Here is a 12,478-nt window from a genome sequence, read left to right on the forward strand (position 1 = left end):
AGATTTAATGCTTATTCGCTATTCGTCTGATAATAGGATGTCTTCGATCGCTTCGGCAGTTGTCATGCCTCGATTAGTTCTTTCCGCAATCTTTTTGATATCGTTCGGATGAGTCGAATAGAGAAGTTTTGTGTACTTATCAACCATAAGACGACCGATTCCAACGCCATAACTGGTAACGAAAAATATTTCCGAATACTGTCCTGTTACCGTATGAACCGATTTAAGAAAGGTGTAGCCACCTTCTCCAATCATTAAGCGGTTTTGCCGTTTAATGGATTCAATCGTTTCTGGTTTTTGATACAGCAAGTACAGGTTTGCCGAGTTTTCTGCAATTGCAATGCCTGATGGTGAGCTGTAAAGGTCATTAAGCGATTGAGTAATCGTTATGGCCGCTCCGTTGTACTTCCGGAACCGACGGTAGCCCGTCTCAATGAACCGCGCGATATTGCCTTTCGCCAATAAATCCCAGGCTTCGTCAATGATCAGAATTTTCCTTTGATCACGATTACCGAGGTACATCGCCTGTTGAATTTGATAAATCAAGATCAACAGTACAACTTGTTGCAAGTGACTCCTGCCTTTTAGCTCTTCAAGCTCAAGACATGTTAGTGATTTGTTGAAGTTCACGTTGTTCACGCCGTTAAAGAATCGACCGTATTCACCCTGAGTTGTAAAGGCAAATAGCTGATGCCCCATATCTACAACCCGCCGATCTTCATCTTCGAGCAACTTGTTTGCTACCAAATCAACGGTCATCGAGCTTTCATATTCGTCCCACAATTCTTTCAGAATCGAACGTAACCGGGCATGCTGAAGGTCCGACAGTTTGTCTTCCATGGCAGCCATTGATACGATGATGCCTACTAACATATCGGCTTCTTCGTTATAGTTTTTGATGATCTGAAATGGATTCAGACAAATTTCACTATCTTCACCAAACTCAACGAAGTCGCCTCCGATCATCTTTGTCAGTTTTTCGTATGACCGCCCGATGTCGATTACCCAGCATTTGGCGTCTGAGCTGATATAAGACGTGATGATATCGTTCGTCAGGAACGATTTACCTGAACCTGACGCGGCAACAACACAGGTGTTGTAGTTCGTATTCGAATCGAATATATCCATATTCATGATCTGTCCTCCACGCGATATAAACGTCAATTGTGGCGTCCCAGTCCCACTCCAGTCGGCAACGATTGGCAAAAACTCAACCGCATGCTTTGAGCCGCAACGTTTATATCTTTGCAAAAACTTTACGGCTTGAAGATCGGCACAAAAGGGTATCGAATTGACCAGCATTGGAAGCGTTAAAAACTTGTCTTCCTTCATGGCCCAACCGATTTCACTGAAATAGGTTTGAGCCTCTGTTAGCCGTGTTTCGCTTTGCCCAAGTGAATCAGTGAATAAACCGACGCATAATTTGATCTTGAGAATCCTGTCGCCGTCATTGATGGACTTAAACAAAAGATCTGAGCTTTCTTTTTTGAAGATCAATTTGGGGTTGAACTTCAGCATAGGACCGAATGCCTGGTAGTTGATTACGTTCCGCTCTTTATCCGCTTTTTGTTTCTCAACAGCATTGTCGGGAATGAAGATATTCAAGTTGATAAAAAAATTTCCGTGAATTCCTCGATTACCAGTCAATGGATCACCAATCATTCTTCGGATATTTTGCAGGCTCATCTGTGCCGGCAAGCGTCCAGGGGACAGTATCCTTAGCCGTTTATCACCTAACCACACGCCGTTGGAATTTGTTTGCAACATGTCGTCATATTCGCTCAACTGCTCGCTGATGGAAGATGTGTCATCGTAATACGGGGCCGGCGAACGCCAGTTTGCAGATGGACCCCAATGCAGAATTTGCCCAACCACGCGCAAGTACATTTCGGCATCGATGGTTTGCGGAAGAAACCCAGCCGATTTCAAGGTTTGTTCGAACGATAACCGGAGATCTTTTGCCGCAGAGATTTCATGCTGAGTTGGAAGCTGGTTTTTCTTTTCGAGAGGTACTTTGATGGTGAATATCGTCTTGTATTCTCGAATGAATGATTGAGCATGAAGACTAATCGCCTGGCTAGAACCATCTGTTAACATCTTCAATCGATTATTCATCGATTGTTTCAATGCTTCATCCTTGGTATCTCGAATGTGCTTGATTTTGTCCAGGGTTGGCCGAATGTCTTGAGACCCCATCAACATTACTTGAATGAAGCTTTCTTTGGGATAGTCAAACGAAAACAGAACGTTTAGACGTTGAGTTATTGAGTCGTCGCCACCAGGCAATGGCTTACAGATAAAACCAAATCCAATATATCCATCTGCCATTGTGAACAAAGACGTTTCTTCATCAAATGACTCGACAGGTACAAGCTCACTCAGCGTATGACGCTTGAGTTGCTTTTCATATACAAATGCACCCACAAATTACTCCCCTGATGTTTGGCTACTGAATCCATTCTAGAGGGATGTATTTATTTGCGTCGCAGTGAAAGGCGCTGTTTTTCGGCCTCTTTTGTTTCTTGTTGAGCTTTTAAAAAAAAGGCCGCTCACCAATGACAATGAGCGACCTTTTTGGGGGTACAACTAACAACAATTTACTGCTGCGCCCGCCGGTTAGAACGGGCGCTTCCGTTGGAGTTACACCAAAGCGGAAACAACACCGCTGATGACGGTTGGGCCGTAGTACAGAGCCAGCGCTCCACCGATGCCAACAACAACAGCAACGATAGATTGGTTGATGATACCGGCAGACAAACCCACCATGAACATACCCAGAGCAATGATTTTGCCCAAAGTACCTTGAGTCCAACCTACTAACAGAGTGTAGATGTCGTCGAATTCGGTACCGCCAGTACCAGCCATCGCGTCGGTAGACAAGAGAGCGGCAGCAGCCACGGCAGAAGCAACAACAGCTTTGTTAGCAAAAAGGGCTTTCAATTGTTTCATGATTTACAACTCCAAAAATATGCTTGATTAAGGTGGCCAGCTATTTGCAATTCGCCGACCGGGGTTCTGTTCCGGAACAAGTTCATTTTCAAGAAAAAATCAACTTTGGTTAAGCTCGAAAGATGTCAAAAATAGATGCTCTTTCAGTGGAGAATCTAAAGGCTATGTGTTTTGCCAGCCTTTCGACCGCGCATAAAAAAACCGAACACGAGGTTCGGTTTTTTGTTGAACTTGAAGCGTTTTACTATTTTCCTGATGTAGGTGTTTGTACCGATAAAGGAGATATCGCCGTCCCAGGCGATCGAAAACGATCGCCAAGATTCCATCGCCTGCTTTCAATTTCTGTGTACAAGTATCCGTCAGCATGCAGATCGCCATCATCATCTTCCCAGGGCGCCATCCAAATACGCATCACCTTGGCCTGCGTTCTGATTGGAATCGGTTGCTCGATACTTGGCACTGCCACCTGACTAGTTCCGTTCTGAATATGATCGGTGACGATTGCTGTTTTTCTCTTCTCAGACTTATCGGATTCCGCTATCGTTTTTACGTAATCCGAAGACTCGGTGGCTTGATAAACCTGACGTGCTGACATACAGCGCACCCCATCAACACCACCCGGACAGGAAAAGTCGCCTTGTCCAATTCCTAAGTACGAACACCCATTTAAAAGCGACGCAAACAAAGCCAAAAATATAGACTTGAAGTATCGATTATCTACCATTGATTTCATCCTCAAGGTCTTTTTCCAATAAAGTTTTGAATGATGGAACGCCACCTTTGAATGTGTTTTTTGATGGCAAAAAGATGAAAGGTACTCCCTGTATATCCAGCAATTTAGTTGCCACAACTGCTTTTTGCAGGGGTTTTAGATCACATGCCCCTTCTTTACGAACCAGTGCTGGTAGTTTGGAATAATCCTTCGCAATCAACGCCTTCAAAGATTGATCTTTATCTTGATTGCATATCAGCTTTTTGCTGATCTCAGCTGATTCTTTTCCGAGAACAGGGATCAAGACCAACTTGAATGAATACTCTTTACCCAACGGTTCAAGCTGAACAATAAGGTCGTGACAATAGTTGCATTGAGGGTCTACAAATATAGTCACCTCTTTCTTGCCTTTGCCTATGGTGAACGTAGAGAGTTCATCAGGATTTAGGCCAATTTTCCTCAAGTCGACTTTGTCAATTCCTTTGGTATCCGATACTGATCCAATAACCTTTCCTTGCCACATATCAACTAGCTTGAAATTACCCGCAACGACAAAATGACCGTTATCCGTGATCAAGAACGTTCTTTCACCCGCCTTAACCATCGATAATCCCGTCACCGGTAATCGCTTCACTTCGTCGACGCTACGCATGATGTCTTTGACTTCTGCCGTCATTTCAGTATCTGTTTTTGGTTTGTTAGTCTGAGCCACATCTAGCCCTACTGCATGTGCTTCTACCCAGAACATAACTAGGGCAAACAAAACCGATGTCTTTTTCAACATTATTTTCTCCAAAATATTTAATTTAGCGTCGATAGCCGCCATAACCGCTGCCCATACGAGAACCTAAATAACCGCCAACACCCTGTCCGCCACTACTGAGCATTCCGCTCATCATGTTTCCCATCATTTCGTTTCCATACGTCTCATTACCACCTACGTAACTTGAACTCGCACTACGTGTACTTCCGCCCGTACCTGATCCTTGTTGGTTAGATTTCGATTTCGGCGACAACGACATGCCGCGGATCATGATGAAGTCGATTTTCCGGCCGGCATCAACTTCAATAATTGGGAAGATGTTCTTTGCCATTTCCAGGTAGTAATCAGCAATCTGCTCCGCAGCGCCTTTAATGCCACCCATCAGCGCTTGTCCTCCTATCATCTCGGGAGATGGGTACTGAAATACCTGTTCCTGGCCAGGCGTTACATTGGCATAAGCCCTGACTTTCTGAGGAGCAAATGCATTGGTAATCCCGGATACGAAACCAGACAGCAGTGAATTTGAAATGATTTGTCCGTTTTTGCTGACCAACCGACCTCTAACACCCGCTTTCCCGTCTTCGCCAACAGAGTACGCATCGATAGCTGTTTCAATGATTGCGCCGTCTTTCTTCACACATGAAATCCTTTCTGCTCTCATATATGCTCGTTCAGCACTCAAATCGCCATAACCACTGGCAATAAGAAAACATTCCCGAATATCCATCCTATATCGGTTAGGCAAAATTGCCTCATGCTTGACCCGCAATAGAGAAGGAAAAGGATCATTACGAGATTGGTTAGATGTAGGCGCATCAAGACCGGTAACCAATGTACCGCTCAAAATACTGCCTGCGGGTAAAAACATATCCGGAATACCGGTTTTACTTGACGGTTTTTTGATGTTCACATATTCAGTGATTCTTTTTTCTCCCTGTTTTTTGGCAGCGCCGGCATCAGAGCTGGAGCCGCTTTTGGCATTTTTTTGTGCTTCTTCACCGGCACCAGTTACCACGCGAATTTTCGGGCCAGTTTCTGCCGACGAAACATCGCCATTTGAGGCTGGAGGACCTTGTTGGCCTAACAAATCTGGCTGAGGAAGCTCTTTGCCTCCTTTTTTCCCGCGGCCCTTTCCATTTTCATTGCCCTGGTCATCCAGCGGCACATCGGGCAGCGGGATTTGATTTTTCAGGTTTTCTTGTGCCGCGCTCATTTGCTGCATAAGATCGCCTGTCTGTTGCGCTAATCGCTCTGTTTTGCGATTCAGCTCGTCAGTTTGCATTTTTAGTGATTTTGACGCTTCTTGAATTTTTTGATCCTGGCGTTGAAACAGGGCTCGAATCTCAGAAAAATCTTCGGTCAATTTTTTTATTTTTCCTGCCATGGCATCAATGGACACGTCACGCGGGCTTTTGCCGTTGAACAACGTGTATTCGACTTTCCTGGGTTTTTGAAGAAAGTTATTAGAAGTGTTATCCGATGTGGCCGAGATGAGAATTGCTGCCACAATGAACAATGCACCGCTCCCGCCGAATAACGTTAATTGCTTTCGCTTGGTAGGATCGAGCTTTTCATACCATTCGATGATTTTTTCCTTGGCGGTCTTCTTTTCAAGATCGATCATAATGATTCTCCAGAATTATTAGAGCAGGGAAGGTCTGATTTCTTCGCCACTTTTACCTTCTGGCAATCGTAATAGAAGATAAATCTCGGTTTTTTCTCCAGGCTCCAACCTAACCTTCGGCCATGCTGCAACCGCCATGGTGTTTTCGCTGGCACAGAATGACTCTTCAAACGTTGTTGCCAAAAGTCCATTGTTTTGCGCGATAAGCACAACGATTCTTGAGTCGTGGCCTGACAGCAATTGACCCGGCCAATAGGTCAAGCCAGAGTCATGGCAAAAGGTCATTGCGCGCAATTCATCCGTCAAATCTTCTAGCGTGAATCCTTGCGGGATTTGTTGCTTGCCGAGATTTTGCATAATTGATTTCACCTCGGTTATATATGGCGAGTCCTGTCTGAATAGCCTGTCATTTTTCGATGACCCTGCTTCACTTGTATTGGCTTTTGGATCGCCCTCGATTCTGATTTCTACCGGCATGACTAGTTCTTGAGGTGATAGTTGTAGTGATGCCGCATTGCCAGATTCGCTGTCCGATATAAACATGCTCACCGGAGATTCCGAATCGGTTGCGATGTAAATTGCAGAGCCGTCGACCTTTGTTTCAACATTGTCCACTGTTAATACTTTCGGTTCCGCATAAGGCGTAACGATTCTATTAAGCTTACCTTTGGCGATGATCACGCTTTCTGTCCGCCCCGGTTTTGGCTTGATCGTAATCCCTGATTGCAAACCGAGATCGAGACCTTTCGAATTTTCCGCTGAATTTTCAGGAGCTTTATCTAAAACCTTTGGTCTTTTTTTGGGTTTCGGCGCGGGTTTTGGCTCTTCCTGTGGAATTTGTGTTTGTTGATCCTGTAACAACGGCTCATCCGGCACCCCTTGTCGCGGTTGAAAGTGCGTAGGGGGCGTTATTTGATTCGTTGCCTGCTTGAACACGGGATCGACTATCACCTGATTATTGCTATTGTCATAGGCGCCCAGGTCACCGGCTTCACCATTCTGATAAGAAGTTAAGGATGACCCATCAGCAGCTTCGAATGGCAATTCTGGTGGAGGCGGTGAATCGCTATTTGCGTAAGCGCTAGTAAATGCAATTATCGCCATAGAGTTAATAATTAATTTAACTTTCATCATGGTTGGCTCCTATTTTTTTGTAATGCTTTTTGGCGTTCTTCTTCAGCTTTTTGTTTTGCTTCTTCTTTTTGAAGAACGCTTAATAATTTGGGCATTCCTTCATATGAAGCCATTTGAGTAATAATTGGTGAATACTGTTTTACATCAATTTTGAATTCAAAGGTTTGTTCGGTTGCGTCAGATTTTCCTCCGGCACCAGTCATTCTGTTTTTCCCGGTCACAAATACCTTGTCTGTTTCAGGTTCATAAGTAACCCTGACAATATCAAAACTCGATGTAACCTTTTCTTGCTTTAAGGTATCCAGTTCCTGGGCAATCTGTTCAGTTACGAGCGCTCGAATTTCCCCTGTTACCATCCCAGCAAAAGAATCCAAGACGAAATCCGCATTTTCTGGCGTGACATTTCCAATGAGTGTTGCGGTATACATTGCCCAAGCTTTTTTATAGCCTTCCGACGCTTTATTTTTTGCTATCTCGGCCTTTTCTGACAATTCAGGCGGAATCAATATTACGGAGGAATCCTTTTTTAGCCACCCGATAACAGTCAGTAGATTCAAACCTACCAAACCGATAATAACTAATTTTAAAAATCGATTTGATGCCTGCAGGCTTAACCATGTTGAAGCAAAATTTTTATAGTTCATATCCTGCTCTAAAAAAAACGACGAATAAATGAAATCGGCAATGATGTAGGAAATGATTCTTTTGAACCCATGCCGCCATACCAATACATTGCATGTAGAAGGAAACCAGATGCTTGCCTGTCTTTGATTTTGCGATAAAACTTGATCCCAACAAGTCCCATCACCAGCAATACACCGAGATAACCCACCATAATCCCGGCTCCAAATGCTATTGCCAGAAGAATGAATTCATCGAGCTCCCAGAATAATATTTGCTGTGGGTCATCTAAATAATTTGGTATATCTCGCATATCAATTACCTGTCATGGGTATTAGGTTTGCTCTGCGGTTTTGAGCTCGATGAATTTCTGTATCGTTCTGAAATTCAGGCGAGGTTTCTCCAAATCCTTTCGTAGATATTTTCGATTCGCTTATTCCATGCTGAACTAAATAGTCCTTTACAGCTATGGCTCTTTTAACAGAAAGTATTTTGTTGTATTTTGCGGAACCTTTCGAGTCAGTGTGTCCTTCAATGCTGACATGCATTAAGTTCGATGATTCGATCTTATGAATAAGATCATCAAGTTTTTTTGATTCGCCATCTGATATTGATGATTGATCAAACTCAAATAAAACGGTTTCTGTTTTCGGAATGTAGTTTTCCGAAAGCGCATTAAATGGATATGATTTAAATGCCGGCGTTACAGGCGCTGAAATCGATTTTTTATGACCCGAAACAGTTAGCGCATGCTGAAATTCACTTGGGATAATCACCTGGTCTTTGGCGCCTTGAATACTCTTGTAATCCAAATCTGAAACGACCGTAGGCAGGAAAGCTATTATGGTAATTTTTTCGCAACTATCATCGCCAAACAAAGAGTCAAAATGAAATGTATCCGTTGTAGCGCAACCCGATAAAACTAAGGTAATAGCCATTAAATGCGGTAATTTATTTGATTTTTTCATTAATTATTTTCTCGTAACGTTTTATTTTTCCCACGTAATCGATTCCTCTGGCAGGGTTGGACGGAGAGTGGTAATCGGATACCGTTTTAGTAATATTTCTGTTAGTTTTTAAATCTTTCAAATAATCCGCAGCAACCCTAATATTCGTTCTTGGGTCTAATAGGTCAGTTTCGTTCTCAACTTTGTCACCATGCCAATAGAGATTTACCTGCATGATTCCCACATCAACATTCCTAATTCCTTTTTTAATCAAATCGACCAAAGCCGCTTCGGCAGCCTGCCTGGAAGCGTATCGCCGTGGTCCGGCTTGAACACCTTCATTGCCTTTATTAACGTTGAGAGTCCACGGCCAAGGTCTGAAACTGCCATCTGACCAGTGCATACCGCTTTCGTGTACTGCTATTCCATACAGAGTCGCGACATTTATGCCTGCATACTTTGCTGCCACACCCCAAAAGCTGTTTGCCAACGCGGTATCAGGGAAAGCTCTTTGAGAAACCAACAATGAGAACGCGAGAATAAGATGTTTTTTCATGCCGTCATCGTAAACGGTCACGAGAAAATGCATCATGGTGAAAGGCGCTGTATTTCGGCCTCTTTTGATATTTAGCTGGAGCGCAGCGATACTGCGCCTGTGAAAAATGGTGGAGATACTGCGGCAGCAGAGCTCTAAAGGTAAAACAGGTTTGCTAATCCCGTGACCGATGTGGCTCGCTGTATGCCCGCGATATCAATGCAGCCAGGAATATTCTTGCGGCTGGGCATAGCCGCCCATCCGGAGGGAGCCAACCCATCCTTTAGGATGAGGTGTCAGTTATCCACAGAATCTGTGGATAACTCTGTTAATCATTAATCTCCTGGCTACGCGCTATCTGGTTATCACTCTGATTGGCCAATAAATAGACAGCTACATGTTGTCAATTAAATATTGTCTTTGAGCATCGATATCGGTTCCTTGGGTTTGCAGATTGATCCTATCAATAACACTATTCGTCTCAGTGTTAGGTAGGTCACCAACGGTTGAAAACTGGGTGCTGTACATTTCGTCTGCTTTAGCCCCGTCAAGCGGCATGACGTTTGCCACTTTCAACATATTGATCCATTCACCAAAATCCATTTTGTCAAAATCAAGTTGACTGATTTCCTCTATCGTTAATCCTTCGCAACTTGGCGCCAATGGCTCACCAAAATCATTGCCCATTTGTTTCCTGGCCTGCTCCTGAAACACCCTAGCAAAAGGGCTTGAAAAACAGCAGTAAACTTGCTTTTCGGCGACACAGCTTCCTAAGAATTTAGACGAACAATAGGTCCCAATCTCATCGGGTTTGGTGCACATTTTTTGATTTTTATACATTTGAAGCTTTATTTCTTCTTCCGTACAAGCAAAAACCAACTGGACAACAAGTTTTGCTATTTGATAAATCGCATAAATGATTCCGACAACGGTTACGATTGAGGACAGTAATGATCCGGCCATTGAATACGTTGTCGTTGCGGCTGCACCACTGCCGCTTACCGTTGCTGATAGCAATGTTGATGCCGCGGTTTCCCCGAATGTCGACGCAATCCATTCACCAAGCCATTGCACGACTTGCTGTTTTATCGCCTCAATCCCTAAATCAACGCCTATCTCCTCGCCTAACATCGAAACAACAGAATCGGACATCGATGTAAACGTATCGGTAATTGCCGTATAGGCTTCTGATATTAAACTGACGGGCGTTTGAAGGACTGTTCCGCTAGTTAGTACCTGCCAGGCACCGCTCTGACCAATGCCTTCCAGTCCATACGCATATATTTGTACAGATGTGTCAGCTAAGCTCCATGTATTCTTTGCCAACCAGATGTAATCGATCCAGCTTCCGCCTATAGGCATATTGCAGCAATCAACCGATCCAAGGATTGATAAATCGGCCATTTGGCACGTGTAAGCCTCACCTGCAAATAGCTTGCATGCTCCTGAAAGCGGATCGCAAGACAATTGTTTTTGTGACTCATTCAGAGTTTGCAGCGCGGTTGCTGCTTTAATGAAATCCTCATTTGATTCTTGCTTGGGATCAACGCACTCCCCACCCATGCATCGAATTTGCGCGTCACAAATAGTATTTTCACCGTTGTTTGTTGTGTCGCATGTCGATGGGGTGTCGGTTCCGCAGTCATAAGTGACAATAAAGTCCTTGCAGGCTCCCGTGACCGGATCGATCAACTCGTTACCATACGCATCCTTCTCGCATTCTTCTTTGATGTAAGCACAGGAAGATAAAGATTCGCATGTGTTATGTTCGTTAGTGTCGTAATTATATTGCGGACAAACTTGATAACCTTGGTAGTCTGTGTAACAGTCCAGAGATATCGTTCCCGATGTTCGCGTTTCCGCTTTATTACAAATTGGGTTAGGAGGTATGTCAGGAGCATCCGGTAGGATGTCCGTATTATTTGAAACGTTAGACGTGTAATTGTCCGGAGTGATGGTTACGGGGCCAACAACCAGTGCATTTGTTGCTTCGGAACACTGCCACCAATCCGTCGATGCCTGGTCATTTAACGAACCAGATGATACAAAGGTAGGGGCAGTTCCACCTAGTAGTCAGTCACGAAGAAACACAAGGATACAGGCGAGCCAGTTTACGTCGTGCCTGTTGCGTCGTAAATCGCCAATTGACGGGCGTCGCCTTGGTGTTGCGCGGTAGGATATTGGCTTCGACCTCACGCCGGAGGCTCTCTGTGTCCGGTATCCGCTGTGATAAACACATGTTCGACAAGACGGCCAGTTCGATCTCAGCGATGTTTAGCCAACTGCCATGCTTGGGCGTGTAGTGGAACTCCAGCCGTCGCGCCAATTCACGGGCTTGCTCTGCTGGAAAGGCTTCATACAAAGACGCCATTTTATGGGTATTCAGATTGTCCAGCACCACCCGGATCACCGCCGCGTCCGGATAAAGTTCAGCGATATGCTTCATGCTGTGCGCGAATTCGATTTTGGTCCGCCGCGCGGTGATGTCCACCTGCCGAAAACCGCGTTTAGGTTCGCAGATCATCATCAAATCGCAGACGCCTTTCCGTTCATAGCCGGTGTCATAGCGGGCCGGTTGACCGGGCTCAGGCGGGAGAGGTTGGCGGACTTCCGCAATGAGTTGCTTCGGACTTTCGTCGAAACACACAACCGGGCGCAACGGATCGTAGGGTTCTTCATAAAGGTCCAGCACGTCTTCCATCGCCGCGACAAATTCAGCACTCACCTCGGGAATGCACCACTCTTGCTTCTGCCAGGGTTTGAGAGTGTTTTTTTAAAAGCTGACGGATGGTTTCATAGCTGCAACGGTCGGCATACGCTAATTCCACCACTTTGTCCGCCAACAACCGCAAGGTCCAGTGATCATGCCCTGTCGGCGCCTCACTACAAGCCAAGGCGATAATATGGGCGGCCTGCTTCTCCGTCAGTTTTGGGGCACGTCCTGGACGGGGGCGTTCTTTCAGGGCGGCTTCCGGGCCTTCTTCCACACACCGTTGGCGCGTCGTCAACACCATTGATTCCGAGACACCCAAAGCTTGGATAATGTCTTTATCCTGAATACCCGCTGCCGCTTTTAATAAAATTCGCGCGCGTGTCAGATGGCGTGCCGCGGCTTTTCCTTTGTTGATCATGGCTTCCAAGCCACGCTTTTCGTCTTCAGTCAGACTGACTTTGTATTTAAGAGCTGGCATTG

General features: G+C 44.9%; 12 protein-coding genes. All 12 read right to left on the reverse strand.

Annotation, left to right across the window (positions count from 1 at the left end; all coding sequences use genetic code 11):
• Nucleotides 1-18: 18 nt before the first annotated feature.
• Complete coding sequence (gene traC / locus A3OW_RS0109080; RefSeq protein WP_020563125.1) at nucleotides 19-2,424, reverse strand: type IV secretion system protein TraC; 2,406 nt, start codon at nucleotides 2,422-2,424, stop codon at nucleotides 19-21.
• Between the two features lie 216 nt (nucleotides 2,425-2,640).
• Nucleotides 2,641-2,949 carry a TraA family conjugative transfer protein gene (gene traA, locus A3OW_RS0109085; RefSeq protein WP_020563126.1) on the reverse strand — a complete coding sequence of 103 codons (309 nt, stop codon included), beginning with the start codon at nucleotides 2,947-2,949 and terminating at the stop codon, nucleotides 2,641-2,643.
• Between the two features lie 244 nt (nucleotides 2,950-3,193).
• On the reverse strand, nucleotides 3,194-3,682 hold the full coding sequence (gene traV / locus A3OW_RS24565; protein ID WP_083918178.1) for a type IV conjugative transfer system lipoprotein TraV: 489 nt from the start codon (nucleotides 3,680-3,682) through the stop codon (nucleotides 3,194-3,196).
• Nucleotides 3,663-4,487 (reverse strand): thioredoxin fold domain-containing protein, encoded by an 825-nt coding sequence (locus A3OW_RS24570; RefSeq protein ID WP_020563128.1) that lies wholly within the window; start codon nucleotides 4,485-4,487, stop codon nucleotides 3,663-3,665. The genes traV and A3OW_RS24570 overlap by 20 nt, the downstream gene beginning before the upstream one ends.
• Nucleotides 4,468-6,048, reverse strand: a complete 1,581-nt coding sequence (locus tag A3OW_RS26365) for a TraB/VirB10 family protein (RefSeq protein WP_020563129.1) — start codon at nucleotides 6,046-6,048, stop codon at nucleotides 4,468-4,470. Before A3OW_RS26365 ends, A3OW_RS24570 begins: the two co-directional genes overlap by 20 nt.
• An 18-nt stretch (nucleotides 6,049-6,066) precedes the next feature.
• Nucleotides 6,067-7,182 carry a TraK domain-containing protein gene (locus A3OW_RS0109105; protein ID WP_020563130.1) on the reverse strand — a complete coding sequence of 372 codons (1,116 nt, stop codon included), beginning with the start codon at nucleotides 7,180-7,182 and terminating at the stop codon, nucleotides 6,067-6,069.
• A complete protein-coding gene (locus A3OW_RS0109110; RefSeq protein ID WP_020563131.1) occupies nucleotides 7,179-7,826 on the reverse strand; it encodes a TraE/TraK family type IV conjugative transfer system protein in 648 nt (215 codons plus the stop codon). The genes A3OW_RS0109105 and A3OW_RS0109110 overlap by 4 nt, the downstream gene beginning before the upstream one ends.
• An 8-nt stretch (nucleotides 7,827-7,834) precedes the next feature.
• The gene (gene traL / locus A3OW_RS0109115; protein ID WP_020563132.1) at nucleotides 7,835-8,116 is read right to left on the reverse strand and encodes a type IV conjugative transfer system protein TraL; all 282 of its coding nucleotides are present in this window, start codon (nucleotides 8,114-8,116) and stop codon (nucleotides 7,835-7,837) included.
• A gap of 1 nt (nucleotide 8,117) precedes the next feature.
• Entirely contained in the window at nucleotides 8,118-8,771 is a 654-nt protein-coding gene (locus A3OW_RS26370) for an OmpA family protein (RefSeq protein ID WP_083918179.1), read from the reverse strand.
• Nucleotides 8,755-9,306 (reverse strand): transglycosylase SLT domain-containing protein, encoded by a 552-nt coding sequence (locus A3OW_RS26375; protein WP_157385862.1) that lies wholly within the window; start codon nucleotides 9,304-9,306, stop codon nucleotides 8,755-8,757. Before A3OW_RS26375 ends, A3OW_RS26370 begins: the two co-directional genes overlap by 17 nt.
• A gap of 372 nt (nucleotides 9,307-9,678) precedes the next feature.
• Nucleotides 9,679-11,262, reverse strand: a complete 1,584-nt coding sequence (traN, locus tag A3OW_RS0109130) for a conjugal transfer protein TraN (RefSeq protein ID WP_332309822.1) — start codon at nucleotides 11,260-11,262, stop codon at nucleotides 9,679-9,681.
• Between the two features lie 100 nt (nucleotides 11,263-11,362).
• A protein-coding gene (locus A3OW_RS27045; protein WP_085984329.1) for an IS630 family transposase occupies nucleotides 11,363-12,476 on the reverse strand; the annotation gives its coding sequence in 2 pieces (ribosomal slippage) (nucleotides 11,363-12,050 and nucleotides 12,049-12,476; 1,116 coding nt in all).
• Between the last annotated feature and the right edge of the window lie 2 nt (nucleotides 12,477-12,478).

It is taken from the genome of Methylosarcina fibrata AML-C10 (assembly GCF_000372865.1).
Lineage (GTDB): Bacteria > Pseudomonadota > Gammaproteobacteria > Methylococcales > Methylomonadaceae > Methylosarcina > Methylosarcina fibrata.

Coding starts and splice junctions, on each gene's coding strand:
- traA (WP_020563126.1), bottom strand. CDS start 2,949: ATGAAACAATTGAAAGCCCTTTTTGCTAACAAAGCTGTTGTTGCTTCT.
- traV (WP_083918178.1), bottom strand. CDS start 3,682: ATGAAATCAATGGTAGATAATCGATACTTCAAGTCTATATTTTTGGCT.
- A3OW_RS24570 (WP_020563128.1), bottom strand. CDS start 4,487: ATGGCGGCTATCGACGCTAAATTAAATATTTTGGAGAAAATAATGTTG.
- A3OW_RS26365 (WP_020563129.1), bottom strand. CDS start 6,048: ATGATCGATCTTGAAAAGAAGACCGCCAAGGAAAAAATCATCGAATGG.
- A3OW_RS0109105 (WP_020563130.1), bottom strand. CDS start 7,182: ATGATGAAAGTTAAATTAATTATTAACTCTATGGCGATAATTGCATTT.
- A3OW_RS0109110 (WP_020563131.1), bottom strand. CDS start 7,826: ATGAACTATAAAAATTTTGCTTCAACATGGTTAAGCCTGCAGGCATCA.
- traL (WP_020563132.1), bottom strand. CDS start 8,116: ATGCGAGATATACCAAATTATTTAGATGACCCACAGCAAATATTATTC.
- A3OW_RS26370 (WP_083918179.1), bottom strand. CDS start 8,771: ATGAAAAAATCAAATAAATTACCGCATTTAATGGCTATTACCTTAGTT.
- A3OW_RS26375 (WP_157385862.1), bottom strand. CDS start 9,306: ATGAAAAAACATCTTATTCTCGCGTTCTCATTGTTGGTTTCTCAAAGA.